The following is an 18,461-nucleotide window of genomic DNA, read 5'->3' on the forward strand; positions in this document are numbered from 1 at the left end:
CCATGTGTCGGCGGTTCGATTCCGTCTCGCGCCATATTTTATTTATAACTTGGAAGGGTAGCGAAGAGGCTAAACGCGGCGGACTGTAAATCCGCTCCTTCGGGTTCGGGGGTTCGAATCCCTCCCCTTCCATTACTTTAGTTACGGGCATAGTTTAAAGGTAGAACTAAGGTCTCCAAAACCTTCAGTGTGGGTTCAATTCCTACTGCCCGTGTTAATATGATTATGGCGGGTGTGGTGAAGTGGTTAACACACCAGATTGTGGCTCTGGCATNCCCTTCCATTACTTTAGTTACGGGCATAGTTTAAAGGTAGAACTAAGGTCTCCAAAACCTTCAGTGTGGGTTCAATTCCTACTGCCCGTGTTAATATGATTATGGCGGGTGTGGTGAAGTGGTTAACACACCAGATTGTGGCTCTGGCATGCGTGGGTTCGATCCCCATCACTCGCCTATTTTATATTATTGGGGTATAGCCAAGCGGTAAGGCAAGGGACTTTGACTCCCTCATGCGTTGGTTCGAATCCAGCTACCCCAGTTACTATTTGCCGGCGTGGCGGAATTGGCAGACGCGCTGGACTCAAAATCCAGTGTCCGCAAGGACGTGCCGGTTCGACCCCGGCCGCCGGTATAGTATGAAAGACAAGGTTTTCGGGCCTTGTTTTTTGTTTTGGTAAAGATTTTGATTAAGTACAGATATCTGATGAATGATCTTTTTCTTCTTATTCTAGTCATTTTTAGTGTATTTTTGGTATAATATTACTTATTCACAATTTATTTTGATTATGAAAGAGTTTGGTGATTAATGTCTCGGTCTGTTGAATTACTAAAGAAACGTTACTTAAAGAATATAAAAGAGAACCCAAATTTATTTATTGGGATTGAGTTAGAATATCCTATTGTAAATTTAGAGGGTAAAGCTACAGATGGTGAAGTTGTTAAGGATCTCTTTCGGTATTTACCATCAGTACTGGGCTTTACTATCGAAAAAGTGGATGATTTTGGGAATCCAATTCAGTTACTTGATCCAGTCAGCCAAGATACGATCTTGTTTGAGGTTGCTTATACGACGATTGAGTTTGCATTCGGAAAGGCCGAATCTATACAAGAGGTAGAAGAACACTTTAACTTCTATATGGCTACGATTCAGAATAAGTTGGGTGAAGCTAATCATGCTATTGTTGGCTGCGGCATTCATCCCAACTGGGATAAAAATGAGAATTGTCCAGTGGCTTATCCACGCTATCAGATGTTGATGGATTATCTGAATTTGAGTAGAAATGTTACTAAATCAGATTTACATCATTTCCCTGAGTATGGAGCCTTTATCTGTGGGAGTCAGGTTCAACTAGACGTTTCAAGGTCCAACTACCTGCGTGTTATCAATGCTTTTACTCAAATTGAAGCAGCTAAAGCTTATTTGTTTGCCAATTCTGAGTTTTCAGGGGCAGATTGGGATACCAAAATTTCGAGAGATATTTTTTGGGAAGAGTCTATGCACGGGATTTATCCTGAAAATGTAGGCGTCAATGCCAGACTCTTCAAAGACGAGGATGATTTTTTTGACTATCTAAATCATTCTGCGATTTTTACTGCGGAGCGTGATGGGCAGACCTATTATTTTTATCCGATTCAGGCTAGGGACTATTTGGCTACACCTGAAATCCAAGCATTTACCCTTAATGGGGATGAGGTGTTAATTCATCCTCAGGAGGAAGATTTCCAAACTCATCGTAGTTACCAGTACCAAGACTTAACGACTCGAGGGACTATCGAGTTTCGTAGTGTGTGTACTCAGCCGCTTGATAGGACTTTTGCTTCTGCTGCCTTTCACTTGGGATTGTTGCTTAATTTAGACAAGTTAGAAGCTTACTTGCAATATGCACCATTTTTTACCACATTTGGTCGTGATTATAAGTCATTGAGGCGACAATTTTCTAAAAAACAACTCACAGATGAAGAAGAAGCTGCGGTTCTCGAGTTTTCTAAAGACTTACTCATCCTAGCTGAGGAAGAACTGGAGAAAAGAGATAAGCAAGAAATGGTTTATTTAGAACCTTTGAAGAAAGAATTGGGATTATAATTTCTCTTATAAAGGGAGAATTTTCTGAAAAATCGTGATATAATGGAAGAGACTATAGATAAAGGATAGAGATTCATGACATTAGTTTATCAATCAACGCGTGATGCCAATAATACAGTAACTGCCAGCCAAGCTATTTTGCAAGGATTGGCGACGGATGGTGGTTTGTTTACACCGCTTTCTTATCCAAAGGTGGATTTGGACTTTGACACATTAAAAGATGCTTCTTACCAAGAAGTGGCTAAATTAGTTTTATCAGCATTTTTAGATGACTTTACGGCTGAGGAGTTGGACTACTGTATCAACAATGCCTACGATAGCAAGTTTGATACTCCAGCTATTGCGCCATTGGTGAAATTGGATGGGCAATACAACTTGGAATTGTTCCACGGGTCAACGATTGCCTTTAAGGATATGGCCTTGTCTATCTTGCCATACTTTATGACGACAGCCGCTAAAAAGCATGGTTTGGAGAACAAGATTGTCATTTTGACAGCGACATCTGGTGATACTGGGAAAGCGGCTATGGCGGGGTTTGCCGATGTGCCTGGAACTGAGATTATCGTCTTTTATCCAAAGGATGGTGTCAGCAAGGTACAAGAGTTACAAATGACTACTCAGACTGGCGACAATACTCATGTTATTGCTATTGATGGTAACTTTGACGATGCGCAAACTAACGTCAAACATATGTTTAACGATGTAGCTCTTCGTGAAAAGTTGGCTGCCAATAAACTGCAATTTTCATCAGCTAACTCTATGAACATTGGTCGTTTGGTACCACAGATTGTTTATTATGTTTATGCCTACGCTCAGTTGGTCAAGTCTGGTGAGATTGTAGCTGGTGATAAGGTCAACTTCACAGTACCAACAGGAAACTTTGGAAATATCTTGGCTGCCTTTTATGCTAAACAAATCGGTCTGCCAGTTGGCAAATTGATCTGTGCTTCAAATGACAACAATGTTTTGACAGACTTCTTCAAGACACGTGTTTATGACAAGAAACGTGAGTTTAAAGTGACAACTAGTCCATCTATGGATATCCTGGTATCTTCAAACTTGGAGCGTTTGATTTTCCATCTTTTGGGGAATGATGCGGTTAAGACAGCTGAACTCATGAATGCCTTGAGTACACAAGGACAATATGAATTGACAGACTTTGATGCAGCGATTCTGGATCTCTTTGTAGCTGAATATGCGACTGAGGAAGAAACTGCGACAGAAATTAAACGTGTTTATCAAACAGATGCCTACATCGAGGATCCACATACGGCGGTTGCCTCAGCTGTTTATAGAAAATACCAAGCGGCTACTGGCGATGCGACTAAGACAGTGATTGCTTCAACAGCTAGTCCTTACAAGTTCCCAGTGGTTGCCGTAGAAGCGGTAACAGGAAAAGCAGGCTTGACTGACTTTGAAGCCTTGGCTCAATTACATGACATTTCAGGAGTGGCAGTGCCACCAGCGGTTGATGGCCTTGAAACAGCTCCCGTTCGTCATAAAACAACAGTGGCAGCTGCTGACATGCAAGCAGCGGTTGAGACTTATCTAGGACTTTAAGAAAGAGGGAGTAAACTCGGTTGGGAAACCAACTGAGTTTCTTTTCATCAGGAGGACAGAGTGTTTAGGAAAAATAAAGACATTCTTAATATTGCATTGCCAGCTATGGGTGAAAACTTTTTGCAGATGCTCATGGGAATGGTGGACAGCTACTTGGTCGCCCACTTGGGCTTGATCGCTATTTCAGGTGTTTCAGTGGCTGGCAATATTATCACTATTTACCAGGCGATTTTTATCGCTCTGGGAGCTGCTATCTCCAGTGTTATTTCAAAAAGTTTGGGGCAGAAAGATCAGTCCAAGTTGGCTTATCACGTGACAGAGGCTCTCAAGATAACCCTATTGCTGAGTGCACTTTTAGGCGCTTTATCCATCTTTGCTGGGCAAGAGATGATAGGACTTTTGGGAACTGAGCAGGAGGTGGCTGAGAGTGGTGGGCTCTACCTATCTTTGGTGGGTGGATCGATTGTTCTCTTGGGCTTGATGACGAGTTTGGGGGCTTTGATTCGTGCAACACATAATCCACGTCTGCCCCTATATGTTAGTTTTTTATCCAATGCCTTGAATATTCTTTTTTCAAGTCTAGCTATTTTTGTACTTGATATGGGCATAGCTGGTGTTGCTTGGGGGACTATCTTGTCTCGCTTAGTCGGTCTTGTGATTTTGTGGTCGCAATTAAAGCTGCCTTTTGAGAAACCGACTTTTGCTTTAGATAAAGAACTATTGATCTTGGCTTTGCCAGCGGCAGGAGAGCGACTTATGATGCGGGCTGGAGATGTAGTGATTATTGCCTTGGTTGTTTCTTTTGGGACGGAGGCAGTAGCGGGGAATGCAGTCGGAGAAGTCTTGACCCAGTTTAACTATATGCCTGCCTTTGGCGTCGCTACGGCGACGGTCATGCAGGTAGCTCGAGCAGTTGGAGAGGATAACTGGGAAAGAGTAGATGATTTGAGCAAGCAAACCTTTTGGCTTTCCCTGCTTCTCATGTTGCCCTTAACTCTCAGTATCTATGCCTTGGGGACACCATTGACTCATCTCTATACGACCGATCCTGTAGCGGTTGAAGCGAGCGTTTTGGTGGCACTGTTCTCTCTACTAGGAACCCCCATGGCGACAGGGACAGTTATATATACGGCAGTTTGGCAGGGCTTGGGAAATGCTCGCCTCCCCTTTTATGCGACAAGTATAGGAATGTGGTGTATTCGCATTGGAACAGGATATCTGATGGGTATTGTTCTTGGTTGGGGCTTGCCTGGTATTTGGGCAGGGACTCTCTTGGATAATGGTTTTCGCTGGTTATTTCTACGTTACCGTTACCAGCGTTATATGAGCTTGAAAGGATAGGAAATGCAAAAAACAGCATTTATTTGGGATTTAGACGGGACTTTATTGGACTCTTACGAAGCGATTTTGTCAGGGATTGAGGAGACCTTTGCTCAATTTTCTATTCCTTATGATAAGGAAAAAGTGAGAGAGTTTATCCTCAGGTATTCTGTGCAGGATTTGCTGGAGCAAGTGGCAGAGGAAAGAGATTTGGATGCGGCGGTTCTCAATCAGGTGCGTGCTCAGAGTCTGTCTGAGAAGAATGCTCAGGTAGTTTTGATGCCAGGTGCGCGTGAAGTGCTAGCTTGGGCAGACCAAGCAGGGATTCAGCAGTTTGTCTATACTCATAAGGGGGGCAATGCTTTTACCATTCTCAGAGCCTTGGGGTTGGAGTCCTATTTCACAGAGATTCTAACTAGTCAGAGTGGTTTTGAGCGCAAGCCTAGTCCAGAAGCGGCTAACTATCTACTAGACAAGTATCAGCTGGATTTTGAGAAAACCTATTATATAGGGGATCGGACTTTGGATGTGGAATTTGCCCAGAATAGCGGTATTCAAAGTATTAACTTTTTAGAATCCTCCTATGAAGGGAATCAGAGGATTCAAGTACTAGCAGATATTCCTTATATTTTTGAGGATAAGTGATGAGAAGATTGTGTCAGTTTTGTGACAGAAACCTAACAAACTATTTCAAGTAATCGAGTTTGTTACAAGGAATAGACAGTTCTGTTAAATAGGCCCGAGAGGGCTTTTTTTCTGCTTTTTTTGTGTTATGATAGACAGGTACTCATTTGAAAGGAATATGAACGAATGAAGAAAAGAATTATTTTAGCCTCAACAGTAGCCTTGTCTCTTGCTCCCACATTAGGAGCGAAAGCTCAAGAAATCTCTTGGACAGCACGTAGCGTTGAGCAAATCCAAAATGATGTGACGAAAAACGAGAACAAAAACAGCTATACAGTTCAGTATGGTGATACCCTGAGCACGATTGCAGAAGCTTTGGGAGTAGATGTGACGGTTCTTGCTAATTTGAACAAAATCACCAATATGGACTTGATTTTCCCAGATACTGTCCTCACTACAACTGTCAATGAGGCAGAAGAGGTAACGGAAGTTGAAATCCAAGCTCCTCAATCAGATGCTAGTGAAGAAGTGACGACTGCAACAGCTGATTTGACGACGAATCAAGTGACAGTCGATGAACAAACAGTTCAAGTAGAAGACCTTTCTCAACCAATTGAGGAAGCTCCAACTGCAACAGAGACTGAAAAACCAGCAGAAGTAGCGCCAAGTTCAGAAGTTTCTGAGACAGCGACAGTTGCTGAAGAGACACCATCTACAGAAACATCTGTAGCTGAAGAAACAGCTGAAACGACTCCAGCGGAAGCACTAGTAGCAGAAACAACTCGCCCAGTTGAAGAAGCTCCACAAGTGGCGACTCCAGCTACCGAAGAAACGGCAGCAACAACTCCAGCAGAAGCCCCAGTAGCAGCTGCTCCAGCAACTGAAACACCTGCTGATACAACAGGATCAAGTGCAACAGAAGAAGCAGTATCAACAGCAACTTCTGACACTGCAACTTCGACTTATCAAGCAGAGCAAAGCCAAACTCCTTCAAGAACATATTCAGCTCCAGCGGCTCCTGACTATGCAGGACTTGCTGTAGCTAAGTCTGAGAATGCTGGTCTTCAACCGCAAACGGCAGCCTTTAAGGAAGAAATCGCCAACTTGTTTGGCATCACATCCTTTAGTGGTTACCGTCCTGGAGACAGTGGCGACCATGGGAAAGGTTTGGCCATCGACTTTATGGTTCCAGTGAGTTCAGCACTTGGTGATCAAATCGCGGAATATGCAGTCAAAAATATGGCTAGCCGTGGTATCAACTATATCATCTGGAAACAACGTTTCTACGCTCCATATGATAGTAAATATGGACCAGCCTATACGTGGAATCCAATGCCAGACCGTGGTAGCGTAACCGAAAACCACTATGACCACGTTCACGTTTCAATGAACTAATCATTAAAATGGAAGTTGGGAACTGATTGAGTTCTCGCTTCTTTTTTTGTGTCAATCCTTTAGGATAAACAAGAAGATTCTTCTGAAGCAAGGTGGGCCTGCTATTTTGACTCTGCTGAGTATGTTACTTTTGAAATAAAAAAACCAGCGTCCTGAACGATGCTGGTTTTTGTATGCTCTTATCCATTTCGACGTTTACGGGCTAGTAGGGCTCTGTAAAAGAAGATATGATTGTTCTGGATATAGGGAAGGATTGAAAAACTAGCAATTCCAAAAGTGAGCCAGTTGAGGAAGTACCAAGGGAGTAGTTGTAGGTCGAGGACAAAGCACTGGAATTTGTAACCCTTCATCAAGAAACGGCTGGTTTTCAGGATTTGACGGGGTTTAGCCTGTCCTAAATCTAGAGTATCGCAGAGGAGGAATTCTACCTGCGAGTAGGCATAATGTTGCGGAACGTAGAGGGTGTTCCCTACAATCATCAAGATGAGACTCGCGAAAAAGTAGAGGCCAAAGGTCAGAAGGAATTGCTCGGTTTCAACGGATGAGAGGTCTAATTTTGGAAATTCAGGATGTAGGGCGACAAATCTCCGAGCCAAGAGATTGCTATAAAAGAGAAAATAAACGCCTACTAAGTTTGGAATGCTCCATAAAAAGAGGTAGAAACGTTTGAGGAGCAGAGTTAGGAAGGTTTGCGAGAAGCGCTCTTCAGCAAAGAGGGCCAGGCTTGATTTTACTGAGAGTTCTGTATCAGGATCCTTGAGGAGTCGGAGTGTCGCAAAAGCAGCACCTGCTAGAAAAATCGTGCTCACAAAAGAAACCACTAGTGGGAAGAGATAGGCTTGGAGCACTTGTGCCAGCATGCTGAAAAAGGATTGCTCTAAAACACTGTCTTGGAGACGAGCCAAGGGGTTGAGAAAGCCTGATAAGATGACCAGCATGCTAGGTAAGAGATAGACGAGAAAGAGGCGGGGATTTTCAGCCTGAAATTGCCTCGTCTGCAGACGAATGGTTTTTAAATCAATTTTTGGGTATTTCATTCTCTCATTATACCATAGTTCGTGACAGTTCCTAGTTTTTTTGATAAAATCATACAGTATGCCTTTGGGCACAAAGTATGAACTGGGACTGTCTTTCCCAGCTTCGGAGGTAGAAAATGTCAGATTCACCAATCAAATACCGTTTGATTAAGAAAGAGAAACACACGGGAGCTCGTCTGGGAGAAATCATCACTCCGCACGGTACCTTTCCAACGCCTATGTTTATGCCAGTTGGGACCCAAGCTACTGTCAAGACTCAGTCACCAGAGGAGTTGAAGGAGATGGGATCAGGAATTATCCTGTCTAATACTTATCATCTCTGGCTTCGCCCTGGAGATGAACTCATCGCACGCGCAGGTGGTCTCCACAAATTTATGAACTGGGACCAACCAATTTTGACAGATAGTGGTGGTTTCCAGGTCTATTCCCTAGCTGATAGCCGAAATATCACCGAAGAAGGAGTAACCTTTAAAAACCATCTCAATGGCTCCAAGATGTTCCTATCACCAGAGAAAGCCATCTCTATTCAGAACAATCTAGGCTCCGACATCATGATGTCTTTTGATGAATGTCCTCAGTTTTACCAACCCTATGACTACGTTAAGAAATCAATCGAGCGTACTAGCCGTTGGGCTGAGCGTGGTTTGAAGGCTCACCGTCGTCCACAGGATCAAGGTTTGTTTGGAATTGTACAGGGGGCAGGATTTGAAGACCTTCGCCGTCAGTCAGCTCACGACCTTGTTAGCATGGACTTCCCTGGCTACTCTATCGGTGGTTTGGCAGTAGGAGAAACGCACGAAGAAATGAATGCAGTCTTGGACTTCACAACCCAACTCCTTCCTGAAAACAAACCTCGCTATTTGATGGGTGTGGGAGCGCCAGATAGCTTGATTGATGGAGTCATTCGTGGTGTAGATATGTTTGACTGTGTCTTGCCAACTCGTATCGCTCGTAATGGGACTTGTATGACCAGCCAAGGTCGTTTGGTTGTCAAAAATGCCCAGTTTGCTGAAGACTTTACGCCACTGGATCCTGAGTGTGATTGCTACACATGTAAGAACTATACACGCGCCTACCTTCGTCACCTGCTCAAGGCTGATGAAACCTTCGGTATCCGCTTGACTAGCTACCACAATCTCTACTTCTTACTCAATCTGATGAAGCAGGTCCGCCAAGCCATCATGGATGACAATCTCTTGGAATTCCGTGAGTATTTTGTAGAAAAATATGGCTACAACAAGTCAGGGCGCAATTTCTAAAGTGTAAAAATAGAATGCCAAAATCCTAAGTTTTCTCTTAGGATTTTTCCTGTTTTTTTGATAGAATAGGGAGTATAATGGAATGGAAATTAGGTGGTATTTTACTTCCTAATTTAATGGAGAATAGACTCGTATGCGTATTAAATGGTTTTCCTTAATTAGGATTACAGGTTTACTTTTGGTGCTTTTGTACCACTTCTTTCAAACTATCTTTCCTGGAGGATTCTTTGGGGTAGATGTCTTTTTCACTTTTTCAGGATTTTTGATCACCTCCCTCCTTTTAGAAGAATTTGGGAAGGCACGCCAGATTGATTTGCTGGGCTTTTTTAAGAGACGGTTTTACCGCATCGTGCCACCTGTGGTGCTGATGGTTTTGGTGACCATGCCTTTTACTTTCTTGGTTCGTCAAGACTATGTTGCTGGAATTGGTGGCCAGATAGCTGGAGTTCTCGGTTTTATGACCAACTTCTACGAAATGTTAACAGGGGGAAGTTACGAATCCCAGTTCATTCCGCATCTCTTTGTTCACAACTGGAGTCTAGCTGTTGAGGTTCACTACTATATCCTTTGGGGATTGGCAGTTTGGTTCTTATCGAAACGTTCAAAATCTAGTAGTCAATTGAGAGGGATGGTCTTTCTCCTTTCTGCGGGAGCCTTTATCATTAGCTTTTTCTCCATGTTTATTGGTAGTCTAATGGCTAGTTCCTATTCATCTGTCTACTTTTCAAGTTTAACCCATGTCTATCCCTTCTTTTTAGGAAGCATTTTGGCGACAGTTGTGGGGGTTCGTCAGACGAGCGATTTAGTCAAGCAGTTTGACCGGATGTGGGACCTTCGTCAAAATCTACTGGTATTTGCTGCGGGGCTTTTGGTATTGTTGCTTCTGACTTTCTTTGTCAAATTTACCTACCTGTTTGCGTACTTATTTGGCTTCTTGCTAGCAAGTTTAGCGGCAGTGACCATGATTTTTGCTGCGCGTGTCTTGCATGAGAAAACGCCTGAGATACAAGAACCTCGGATCATTACATTTTTAGCGGATACCAGCTACGCGGTTTATCTCTTCCACTGGCCTTTTTATATTATCTTTTCTCAGTTGATGAGTAATTTGCCTGCTGTTATTCTGACAATCATCTTTTCTTATTTCTTTGCTATCCTATCCTTCTATATCATTGAGCCGTTGATTGCTGGTAAATCCAATCCTTTAATACGGAAGATTAGTCGATTGCCTCATATTAAACCAATTAGTGGTGCTGGTGCTAGCATTCTTACCCTGATTGCCTTGATTATCATAGCTGTGGCTCCTCAAGTTGGAGCTTTTGAGACAGACTTGATGGTCAATGGTTTCAAACAAGCCCAGACTAATATAGGACAAACAAAGACTCTTGCTGAACAAGCTGAACTGAGTCGTCTAGGAATTTCTGAGGGAACAAGCCTAATAGGAGATTCGGTAGCCTTGCGTGCCAATACAGCCTTACAAGAGGCACTTCCTGAAGCAAATATCAATGCCCAGGTTAGTCGAACGACCAAGCAAGCCAACGATATTATGCTCAATAACAGTCAGAACAAGGCGCTGCTAAAAACAGTTGTTATTGCAACGGGAGTCAACAATCCTGAAGGCTATAAGAATGACTTGGACAGCATCGTGAACAATCTACCGAAAGGACACCATCTGATACTGGTGACACCTTATGAGGGAGATAAGAGTAAGGACACTTACACATCAGTGGAGCAGTATGCGACTTATGCGCGGGAATTAGCTGAAAAGAATCCTTACGTGAGCATCGCTGACTGGAATAAGGTTGCTAAGGAACACCCTGAAATCTGGGCTGGAACCGACCAAGTTCACTTTGGGAATGATAGCAACATGATTGAAGAAGGTGCTAAACTTTACGCAGAAACGATTGCAGCTGCTGTTAAGGCTGCTCAAGAACTGCCTGTGAAATCAAAATAAAATCAAAGAGTTGGAGAAATCCAGCTCTTTTAAAATATCTCTAGAAAATAGGTCTATACCATTTACAAATGAAAAAGAAAGGTTTATAATGTAATTGACATAATAAATTCTAGAAACAATCTATCAAGGAGGTTATCATTATGCCTAATTATATTAAAGCGGATCAGTTTTTCTATCCACACGGAGTTCGTAGTGGCGGCTACTTGGAACTTGTGGATGGCAAGTTTGGTAAACATGTAGAACAGATTCCTGAAGGAGCTGAGGTGATTGACTATACCGGTTATAGCATTGCCCCAGGACTTGTGGATACCCATATTCATGGATTTGGTGGTGTCGATGTCATGGATAATAACATCGAAGGAACCCTTCATACTATGAGTGAAGGATTGCTTAGCACAGGTGTTACTAGCTTCTTGCCAACGACCTTGACTTCCTCTTACGAGCAGTTGCTTGCGGTAACTGAAAATATCGGTGCTCGTTACCAGGAAGCAAGTGGAGCCAAGATTCGTGGAATCTATTTTGAAGGGCCTTATTTCACAGAGAAATACAAGGGAGCTCAAAACCCTGCTTACATGAAAGATCCTCGTATGGATGAGTTTCGTGCTTGGCAAAAAGCAGCTAATGGCCTGCTCAATAAAATTGCCCTTGCGCCAGAACGTGAAGGTGTAGAAGACTTTGTTCGTACAATTACGGGTGAAGGAGTGACTGTTGCTCTTGGACACTCAAATGCGACTTTTGATGAAGCTAAAAAAGCAGTGGATGCTGGAGCAAGCGTTTGGGTACATGCCTACAATGGAATGCGTGGGTTGACTCACCGTGAGCTCGGTATGGTGGGAGCCATGTATGAGTTGCCACATACCTATGCAGAGTTGATCTGTGACGGTCACCATGTGGATCCAAAGGCCTGTGATATCTTGCTCAAACAAAAGGGAACTGAAAATATCGCCCTTATCACAGACTGTATGACAGCTGGTGGCTTGGAAGATGGCGACTACATGTTGGGAGAATTCCCAGTAGTAGTTGCTAATGGAACTGCTCGCCTCAAATCTACAGGCAATTTGGCAGGTTCTATCCTTAAACTCAAAGATGGTTTGAAGAATGTGGTCGAATGGGGCATTGCGAATCCGCATGAAGCAGTCATGATGGCCAGCCTCAACCCAGCAAAATCTGTTCACATCGATGATGTCTGTGGTCAAATCCGTGAAGGTTATGATGCCGACTTTATCGTACTGGATAAAGATTTGGAATTGGTAGCAACCTACCTAGATGGTGTGAAACGTTATCAAGCCTAAGATGATAAAAATAGGGGTCAATAAAGGACTCCTATTTTTATTATCAGATGAAAATAATAGGATTAAAGAAATTGCTAATGGGGGAAACAAGCAAAATCCTTTTCTTGTAATAAAAAATTAGATATAATATACGATACAAAGGAAGTAGTAAGAATGTATCGTGTTATAGAAATGTATGGGGATTTTGAACCGTGGTGGTTCATAGAAGGTTGGGAAGAAGATGTCATCATGAGTCAATCTTTTGACAAGTATTATGATGCTCTAAAATATTATAAATCATGCTGGTTTGAGCTGGAAAAGAAGAATCCTCTTTATAAAAGTCGGAGTGATTTGATGACTATTTTTTGGGATCCTGCCGACCAACGCTGGTGTGATGAGTGCGATGAGTATTTGCAGCAGTACCATTCTTTGGCACTTTTACAGGATGAGCAAGTCATCCCCGATGAAAAGCTACGTCCAGGCTACGAAAAACAAACAGGTCAAGAAAAACACCGTTCTTGCCGCATGAAATGGAGATAAAAAAGTAACTTTTTAAGTTGCTTTTTATTTTTTTTATTTTTTTGCGAATAGTTAGGTAAGGAGGGCGGTATGGTACAAGAAATTGCACAGAAAATTATTGCTACTGCGAAAGAAAAGAAGGCTCAGGATATCTATTTTATCCCCAAGGAAAAGTCCTACGAACTTCACATGCGGGTTGGAGACGAACGGTGTCTAGTTGACTCCTATGAGTTTGATATTTTAGCTGCAGTGATTAGTCATTTCAAGTTTGTGGCGGGTATGAATGTAGGGGAGAAGAGACGTAGTCAGCTGGGATCTTGCGACTATCAGCATGGGGAGAAGGTGTCTTCTCTGCGTTTGTCCACCGTAGGAGATTATCGGGGACATGAGAGTTTGGTCATTCGTTTGTTGCACGATGAGGAACAGGACCTGCATTTCTGGTTTCAGGATATGAACGAACTGGGTGAGCAGTACAGGCAACGGGGCCTCTATCTCTTTGCTGGTCCGGTCGGCAGTGGCAAGACGACTCTGATGCACGAATTAGCCAAGTCTCTGTTTAAAGGACAGCAGGTTATGTCCATTGAAGATCCTGTCGAGATCAAGCAGGAAGACATGCTCCAGTTGCAGTTGAATGAGGCGATTGGATTGACCTATGAAAATCTGATCAAACTGTCTCTTCGGCATCGCCCTGACCTCTTGATTATCGGTGAAATTCGGGATAGCGAGACGGCGCGTGCAGTAGTTAGAGCCAGTTTGACAGGGGCGACAGTCTTTTCAACTATTCATGCCAAGAGTATCCGAGGTGTTTATGAACGCCTTCTGGAGTTGGGTGTGACGGAGGAGGAACTAGCAGTTGTCCTGCAAGGAGTCTGCTACCAGAGATTAATCGGGGGAGGAGGAATCGTTGACTTTGCAAACAAAGACTATCAAGAACACCAGCCAACTAGCTGGAATGAGCAGATTGGTCAGCTTCTTAAAGATGGATATATCACAAGTCTTCAGGCTGAAACGGAAAAAATTAGCTACAGCTAAGCAGAAGAAAATCATCACCTTGTTTAACAATCTCTTCTCCAGCGGCTTTCATTTGGTGGAAATTATTTCTTTTTTGGGCAGAAGTGCCCTGCTGGAAAAGGACTATGTGGCCCAGATGCACCAAGGCTTGTCTCAGGGTAAATCATTCTCAGAAATGATGGCTAGTTTAGGCTTTTCAAGTGCTATTGTGACCCAGTTATCTCTAGCTGAAGTGCATGGAAATCTTCACCTGAGTCTGGGGAAGATAGAAGAATATCTGGATAATTTGTCCAAGGTCAAGAAAAAGTTAATCGAAGTAGCGACCTATCCTTTGATTTTGCTGGGATTTCTCCTGCTAATCATGCTGGGGTTGAGAAACTATCTACTTCCCCAACTGGACAGTAGCAATATCGCCACCCAAATCATTGGAAATCTGCCACAAATATTTCTGGGACTAGTGTTGGTTTGCTCTCTATCTGTACTTTTAGCCCTCACTTTCTACAAAAGAAGTTCCAAGATGCGGGTCTTCTCAATGTTAGCACGGATTCCCTTTCTGGGAATCTTTGTCCAGACCTATCTGACGGCCTATTATGCGCGTGAATGGGGCAATATGATTTCGCAGGGAATGGAGCTGACGCAGATTTTTCAGATCATGCAGGAACAAGGTTCCCAGCTCTTTAAAGAAATCGGTCAAGATATGGCTCAAGCCCTGCAAAATGGCCGCGAATTTTCTCAAACCATAGCGACCTATCCTTTCTTTAAAAAGGAGTTGAGTCTCATCATCGAGTATGGGGAAGTCAAGTCCAAGCTGGGGAGTGAGTTGGAAATCTATGCTGAAAAAACTTGGGAAGCCTTTTTTACCCGAGTCAACCGCACTATGAACTTAGTGCAGCCACTGGTTTTTATCTTTGTGGCCCTGATTATCGTTTTACTTTATGCGGCAATGCTTATGCCCATGTATCAAAATATGGAGGTAAATTTTTAAAATGAAAAAACTCATGACAAATTTAAAAAAAGCCAAGGTTAAAGCTTTCACTTTGGTAGAAATGTTAGTCGTCCTTTTAATCATCAGTGTTCTTCTCTTGCTCTTTGTGCCCAATTTGACCAAGCAAAAGGATGCCGTAGATGATAAAGGAAAAGCTGCTGTTGTCAAGGTCGTAGAAAGCCAGGCAGAGCTCTATAGTCTGGACAAGAATGAAGATGCTAGCCTTAGCAAATTACAAGCAGACGGTCGTATCACAGCTGAGCAAGCTAAAGCTTATAAAGACTACCATGCAAAACAAAAAACAAGTCAAACTGTTGCAGATTAAGGCTTTTACTATGCTTGAAAGTCTCTTAGTTTTGGGACTTGTGAGTATCCTTGCTTTGGGCTTGTCCGGTTCTGTTCAATCCAGTTTTGCGGCGGTAGAGGAGCAGATTTTCTTTATGGAGTTTGAAGAACTCTATCGGGAAACGCAAAAACGCAGTGTAGCCAGTCAGCAAAAGACTAGTCTGAACTTAGATGGACAGACGATCAGCAATGGCAATCAAAAGTTGACAGTTCCTAAAGGAATTCAGGCACCATCGGGACAAAGCATTATATTTGACCGAGCTGGGGGCAATTCGTCCCTGGCTAAGGTTGAATTTCAGACCAGCAAAGGAGCGATTCGTTATCAATTATATCTAGGAAATGGAAAAATTAAACGCATTAAGGAAACAAAAAATTAAGGCAGTGATCTTACTAGAAGCAGTAGTAGCTTTGGCTGTGTTTGCCAGCATTGCGACCCTTCTTTTGGGACAAATTCAGAAAAATAGACAAGAAGAGGCAGAAATCTTGCAAAAGGAAGAAGTCTTGCGTGTGGCGAAGATGGCCTTGCAAACAGGTCAAAATCAGGTAAACATAAACGGAGTGGAGGTTCAGGTGTTTGCTAGTGAAAAGGGATTGGAGGTCTACCATGGTTCAGATAAGTTGCTCGACCTTAAAGAGCAGTAAGGTAAGAGCGTTCACTCTATTAGAATCTCTGATTGCCCTTATCGTCATTAGCGGAGGCTTGCTCCTCTTTCAGGCTATGAGTCAGCTCCTCATTTCAGAAGTTCGTTACCAGCAGCAAAGCGAGCAAAAGGAGTGGCTCTTGTTTGTGGATCAACTGGAGGCAGAGTTAGAGCGTTCGCAGTTTGAAAAGGTAGAAGGCAATCGCCTCTACATGAAACAAGATGGTAAGAATATCTCTATAGGGAAGTCTAAATCGGATGATTTTCGAAAAACGGATACCAGCGGACGGGGCTACCAACCTATGGTTTATGGACTCAAATCAGCTCAAATTACAGAGGAAAATCAATTGGTTCGCTTTCGTTTCCAATTTCAAAAGGGCTTAGAAAGGGAGTTCATCTATCGTGTGGAAAAAACAAAAAGTTAAGGCAGGCGTTCTTTTATATGCAGTTACCATGGCAGCTATTTTTAGCCTTTTGTTGCAGTTTTATTTAAATCGGCAAGTAGCCCATCACAAAGACTTTGCCCTAAACAAAGAAAAGTTGGCAGCTTTTGCCATGGCCAAGCGAAGTAAAGATAAGGTTGAACAAGAAAGTGGAGAACGAGTCTTTAACTTAGGAAAAGTCAGGTATCACAATACGAAAACAGGTTTTGCAACAAGTGTTCGTATGAATAAGGGCAACTATGAATTTCTCTTTCCTCCGATGAAAAACCAAGAAAAGAAAACAGCTAAAAAGGAAGAGGTAGCGACTGATTCAAGCAATCAAGCAGGGAAGAAAAAATCAGAAGAAAAGCCTGAAAAGAAAGACAAATCCTAGTCAATTCAACTTCTTTGTGCTAAACTAAAAGCATGAAACATGATTTTAATCACAAAGCAGAAACTTTTGATTCGCCCAAAAATATCTTTCTTGCAAACTTGGTTTGTCAAGCAGTTGAAAAACAGATTGATCTTCTATCAGACAAGGAAATATTGGACTTCGGTGGTGGGACGGGTCTATTAGCTTTGCCCATGGCCAAGCAGGCCAAGTCTGTTACCCTTGTGGACATCTCGGAGAAAATGCTGGAGCGAGCCCGTTTGAAAGCAGAGGACCAAGAAATCAGGAATCTTCAACTCTTGGAGCAGGATTTACTGGCAAATCCCTTGGAGCAACAATTTGACCTGATTGTTGTCAGTCGGGTTCTTCATCATATGCCTGATCTAGATGCGACTCTTGCCATGTTTCACCATCATCTTAGGGAGAATGGACAGGTCCTCATTGCTGATTTTGTCAAGACAGATACCAACCATCATGGCTTTGAATTGCCTGAACTGAAAACTAAACTCGACCAGTTTGGTTTTTCGAGCATTGACAGTCAGATCCTCTATAGTGCTGAAGGTCTTTTCCTAGGAAATTACGCAGAGCTCTTTTTAACTGTAGCCCAAAAATCACTCGCTGACTAAAGCAGTGATTTTTTCTCTTCAGATGGAAAAAATAGGGGAATTTTGATAAGATAGGAATATGGATTTTGAAAAAATAGAACAAGCTTATACGTATTTACTAGAGAATGTCCAAATCATCCAAAGTGATTTGGCGACCAACTTTTATGATGCCTTGGTAGAGCAAAACAGTATCTATCTGGATGGCGAGACAGAGCTAGAGCAGGTCAAGGAAAACAATCTAGCCCTTAAGCGCTTAGCGCTTCGTAAGGAAGAGTGGCTCAAGACCTACCAATTTCTTTTGATGAAGGCAGGACAAACCGAGCCTTTACAGGCCAATCACCAGTTTACACCAGATGCCATTTCCCTCCTATTGGTACTTGTTGTAGAAGAGTTGTTTGAACAAGAGGAAATTAGTATCCTCGAAATCGGTTCTGGTATGGGGATTTTGGGGGCTACTTTCTTGACCTCTCTTGCTAAAAAAGTAGATTACTTGGGAATCGAAGTGGATGACTTGCTGATTGATTTGGCAGCTAGTATGGCAGATGTGATTGGTTTGCAGGCTGGTTTTGTCCAAGGAGATGCCGTTCGTCCGCAAATGCTTAAAGAAAGCGACGTGGTCATCAGCGACTTGCCTGTAGGCTATTACCCAGACGATGCCATCGCTTCTCGCTATCAAGTGGCTTCTAGTCAAGAGCATACCTATGCCCACCATTTGCTGATGGAACAAGGCCTCAAGTACCTTAAGTCAGATGGCTATGCTATTTTTCTAGCTCCGAGTGATTTATTGACCAGTCCTCAAAGTGAATTATTAAAAGGGTGGCTCAAAGATGAAGTGAGTCTGGCTGCTATCATCGCTCTGCCAGAGGATATTTTCTCAACTGCAAGCCAAGCTAAAAGTATTTTTGTCTTACAGAAGAAAAGAGACAAGGAAATAGAACCCTTTGTCTACCCTCTTACTAGCTTGCAAGATCCGTCAGTTCTGTTGACCTTTAAAGAAAATTTTCAAAATTGGAGCAAAGGTACTGAAATATAAAAGAGATTTT

General features: G+C 42.7%; 19 protein-coding genes and 6 tRNA genes. 24 read left to right on the forward strand and 1 reads right to left on the reverse strand.

The genetic code is table 11. The features are described 5' to 3' along the window. Positions 1 to 51 precede the first annotated feature (51 nt). From AB2B49_RS08830 to AB2B49_RS08880, 11 genes are all read left to right on the forward strand, one after another. A tRNA-Tyr gene (locus AB2B49_RS08830) sits at positions 52 to 132 on the forward strand. Between the two features lie 11 nt (positions 133 to 143). Next, positions 144 to 214: transfer RNA gene (locus tag AB2B49_RS08835), tRNA-Trp, on the forward strand. An 80-nt stretch (positions 215 to 294) separates the two neighbouring features. Continuing rightward, a tRNA-Trp gene (locus AB2B49_RS08840) sits at positions 295 to 365 on the forward strand. 14 nt (positions 366 to 379) lie between these two features. Continuing rightward, a tRNA-His gene (locus AB2B49_RS08845) sits at positions 380 to 452 on the forward strand. A gap of 13 nt (positions 453 to 465) precedes the next feature. Continuing rightward, positions 466 to 537, forward strand: a tRNA-Gln gene (locus AB2B49_RS08850). A 9-nt stretch (positions 538 to 546) separates the two neighbouring features. After that, positions 547 to 630, forward strand: a tRNA-Leu gene (locus AB2B49_RS08855). A gap of 174 nt (positions 631 to 804) precedes the next feature. Continuing rightward, on the forward strand, positions 805 to 2,082 hold the full coding sequence (locus AB2B49_RS08860; RefSeq protein ID WP_254734159.1) for a gamma-glutamylcysteine synthetase: 1,278 nt from the start codon (positions 805 to 807) through the stop codon (positions 2,080 to 2,082). 75 nt (positions 2,083 to 2,157) lie between these two features. After that, positions 2,158 to 3,642 carry a threonine synthase gene (gene thrC, locus AB2B49_RS08865; RefSeq protein WP_254734158.1) on the forward strand — a complete coding sequence of 495 codons (1,485 nt, stop codon included), beginning with the start codon at positions 2,158 to 2,160 and terminating at the stop codon, positions 3,640 to 3,642. Positions 3,643 to 3,702: 60 nt separating this feature from the next. Next, on the forward strand, positions 3,703 to 4,983 hold the full coding sequence (locus AB2B49_RS08870; RefSeq protein WP_049505557.1) for an MATE family efflux transporter: 1,281 nt from the start codon (positions 3,703 to 3,705) through the stop codon (positions 4,981 to 4,983). 3 nt (positions 4,984 to 4,986) lie between these two features. Continuing rightward, the gene (locus AB2B49_RS08875; protein ID WP_049505558.1) at positions 4,987 to 5,607 is read left to right on the forward strand and encodes an HAD family hydrolase; all 621 of its coding nucleotides are present in this window, start codon (positions 4,987 to 4,989) and stop codon (positions 5,605 to 5,607) included. A gap of 165 nt (positions 5,608 to 5,772) precedes the next feature. After that, positions 5,773 to 6,981 (forward strand): LysM peptidoglycan-binding domain-containing protein, encoded by a 1,209-nt coding sequence (locus tag AB2B49_RS08880; protein WP_049505559.1) that lies wholly within the window; start codon positions 5,773 to 5,775, stop codon positions 6,979 to 6,981. A 179-nt stretch (positions 6,982 to 7,160) separates the two neighbouring features. Here the strand turns inward: AB2B49_RS08880 and AB2B49_RS08885 are convergent, their stop codons facing one another. Next, complete coding sequence (locus AB2B49_RS08885; protein ID WP_049490198.1) at positions 7,161 to 8,018, reverse strand: DUF975 family protein; 858 nt, start codon at positions 8,016 to 8,018, stop codon at positions 7,161 to 7,163. 116 nt (positions 8,019 to 8,134) lie between these two features. Here AB2B49_RS08885 and tgt point away from each other — a divergent pair, with 116 nt between their 5' ends. The 13 genes from tgt (at position 8,135) to AB2B49_RS08950 (ending at position 18,451) form a co-directional block, all read left to right on the forward strand. Next, positions 8,135 to 9,277 carry a tRNA guanosine(34) transglycosylase Tgt gene (tgt, locus tag AB2B49_RS08890; RefSeq protein WP_001285249.1) on the forward strand — a complete coding sequence of 381 codons (1,143 nt, stop codon included), beginning with the start codon at positions 8,135 to 8,137 and terminating at the stop codon, positions 9,275 to 9,277. 133 nt (positions 9,278 to 9,410) lie between these two features. Further along, positions 9,411 to 11,228, forward strand: a complete 1,818-nt coding sequence (locus AB2B49_RS08895) for an acyltransferase family protein (RefSeq protein ID WP_320692077.1) — start codon at positions 9,411 to 9,413, stop codon at positions 11,226 to 11,228. 140 nt (positions 11,229 to 11,368) lie between these two features. Next, positions 11,369 to 12,520 carry an N-acetylglucosamine-6-phosphate deacetylase gene (gene nagA, locus AB2B49_RS08900; RefSeq protein ID WP_138337760.1) on the forward strand — a complete coding sequence of 384 codons (1,152 nt, stop codon included), beginning with the start codon at positions 11,369 to 11,371 and terminating at the stop codon, positions 12,518 to 12,520. A gap of 153 nt (positions 12,521 to 12,673) precedes the next feature. Further along, on the forward strand, positions 12,674 to 13,039 hold the full coding sequence (locus AB2B49_RS08905) for a DUF1033 family protein (RefSeq protein WP_000286399.1): 366 nt from the start codon (positions 12,674 to 12,676) through the stop codon (positions 13,037 to 13,039). Positions 13,040 to 13,108: 69 nt separating this feature from the next. Further along, positions 13,109 to 14,050: a competence type IV pilus ATPase ComGA gene (comGA, locus tag AB2B49_RS08910; RefSeq protein ID WP_049505562.1), complete on the forward strand. Its 942-nt coding sequence runs from the start codon at positions 13,109 to 13,111 to the stop codon at positions 14,048 to 14,050. Continuing rightward, a complete protein-coding gene (gene comGB / locus AB2B49_RS08915; protein WP_076984831.1) occupies positions 13,998 to 15,014 on the forward strand; it encodes a competence type IV pilus assembly protein ComGB in 1,017 nt (338 codons plus the stop codon). Before comGA ends, comGB begins: the two co-directional genes overlap by 53 nt. Position 15,015: 1 nt before the next feature. Then, entirely contained in the window at positions 15,016 to 15,339 is a 324-nt protein-coding gene (comGC, locus tag AB2B49_RS08920; RefSeq protein WP_000735800.1) for a competence type IV pilus major pilin ComGC, read from the forward strand. Continuing rightward, on the forward strand, positions 15,302 to 15,736 hold the full coding sequence (gene comGD, locus AB2B49_RS08925; RefSeq protein ID WP_049505563.1) for a competence type IV pilus minor pilin ComGD: 435 nt from the start codon (positions 15,302 to 15,304) through the stop codon (positions 15,734 to 15,736). The genes comGC and comGD overlap by 38 nt, the downstream gene beginning before the upstream one ends. After that, a complete protein-coding gene (comGE, locus tag AB2B49_RS08930; protein WP_192832458.1) occupies positions 15,699 to 16,001 on the forward strand; it encodes a competence type IV pilus minor pilin ComGE in 303 nt (100 codons plus the stop codon). Before comGD ends, comGE begins: the two co-directional genes overlap by 38 nt. Next, positions 15,964 to 16,425 carry a competence type IV pilus minor pilin ComGF gene (gene comGF, locus AB2B49_RS08935; RefSeq protein WP_049505564.1) on the forward strand — a complete coding sequence of 154 codons (462 nt, stop codon included), beginning with the start codon at positions 15,964 to 15,966 and terminating at the stop codon, positions 16,423 to 16,425. The genes comGE and comGF overlap by 38 nt, the downstream gene beginning before the upstream one ends. Further along, positions 16,403 to 16,816, forward strand: a complete 414-nt coding sequence (gene comGG, locus AB2B49_RS08940) for a competence type IV pilus minor pilin ComGG (protein ID WP_049505565.1) — start codon at positions 16,403 to 16,405, stop codon at positions 16,814 to 16,816. The genes comGF and comGG overlap by 23 nt, the downstream gene beginning before the upstream one ends. Positions 16,817 to 16,848: 32 nt before the next feature. Further along, positions 16,849 to 17,439 carry a class I SAM-dependent methyltransferase gene (locus AB2B49_RS08945; RefSeq protein WP_320692078.1) on the forward strand — a complete coding sequence of 197 codons (591 nt, stop codon included), beginning with the start codon at positions 16,849 to 16,851 and terminating at the stop codon, positions 17,437 to 17,439. 58 nt (positions 17,440 to 17,497) lie between these two features. Beyond that, positions 17,498 to 18,451 carry a class I SAM-dependent methyltransferase gene (locus AB2B49_RS08950; RefSeq protein WP_320692079.1) on the forward strand — a complete coding sequence of 318 codons (954 nt, stop codon included), beginning with the start codon at positions 17,498 to 17,500 and terminating at the stop codon, positions 18,449 to 18,451. The last annotated feature ends 10 nt before the right edge of the window (positions 18,452 to 18,461 follow it).

It is taken from the genome of Streptococcus jiangnanensis (assembly GCF_040888325.1).
GTDB classification, from domain to species: Bacteria; Bacillota; Bacilli; order Lactobacillales; family Streptococcaceae; genus Streptococcus; species Streptococcus jiangnanensis.

Coding starts and splice junctions, on each gene's coding strand:
- tgt (WP_001285249.1), top strand. CDS start 8,135: ATGTCAGATTCACCAATCAAATACCGTTTGATTAAGAAAGAGAAACAC.
- AB2B49_RS08950 (WP_320692079.1), top strand. CDS start 17,498: ATGGATTTTGAAAAAATAGAACAAGCTTATACGTATTTACTAGAGAAT.
- AB2B49_RS08885 (WP_049490198.1), bottom strand. CDS start 8,018: ATGAAATACCCAAAAATTGATTTAAAAACCATTCGTCTGCAGACGAGG.
- AB2B49_RS08945 (WP_320692078.1), top strand. CDS start 16,849: ATGAAACATGATTTTAATCACAAAGCAGAAACTTTTGATTCGCCCAAA.
- thrC (WP_254734158.1), top strand. CDS start 2,158: ATGACATTAGTTTATCAATCAACGCGTGATGCCAATAATACAGTAACT.
- AB2B49_RS08860 (WP_254734159.1), top strand. CDS start 805: ATGTCTCGGTCTGTTGAATTACTAAAGAAACGTTACTTAAAGAATATA.
- comGE (WP_192832458.1), top strand. CDS start 15,699: ATGGAAAAATTAAACGCATTAAGGAAACAAAAAATTAAGGCAGTGATC.
- comGA (WP_049505562.1), top strand. CDS start 13,109: ATGGTACAAGAAATTGCACAGAAAATTATTGCTACTGCGAAAGAAAAG.
- comGB (WP_076984831.1), top strand. CDS start 13,998: ATGGATATATCACAAGTCTTCAGGCTGAAACGGAAAAAATTAGCTACA.
- comGC (WP_000735800.1), top strand. CDS start 15,016: ATGAAAAAACTCATGACAAATTTAAAAAAAGCCAAGGTTAAAGCTTTC.
- AB2B49_RS08905 (WP_000286399.1), top strand. CDS start 12,674: ATGTATCGTGTTATAGAAATGTATGGGGATTTTGAACCGTGGTGGTTC.
- AB2B49_RS08895 (WP_320692077.1), top strand. CDS start 9,411: ATGCGTATTAAATGGTTTTCCTTAATTAGGATTACAGGTTTACTTTTG.
- comGF (WP_049505564.1), top strand. CDS start 15,964: ATGGTTCAGATAAGTTGCTCGACCTTAAAGAGCAGTAAGGTAAGAGCG.
- comGD (WP_049505563.1), top strand. CDS start 15,302: ATGCAAAACAAAAAACAAGTCAAACTGTTGCAGATTAAGGCTTTTACT.
- nagA (WP_138337760.1), top strand. CDS start 11,369: ATGCCTAATTATATTAAAGCGGATCAGTTTTTCTATCCACACGGAGTT.
- AB2B49_RS08880 (WP_049505559.1), top strand. CDS start 5,773: ATGAAGAAAAGAATTATTTTAGCCTCAACAGTAGCCTTGTCTCTTGCT.
- AB2B49_RS08875 (WP_049505558.1), top strand. CDS start 4,987: ATGCAAAAAACAGCATTTATTTGGGATTTAGACGGGACTTTATTGGAC.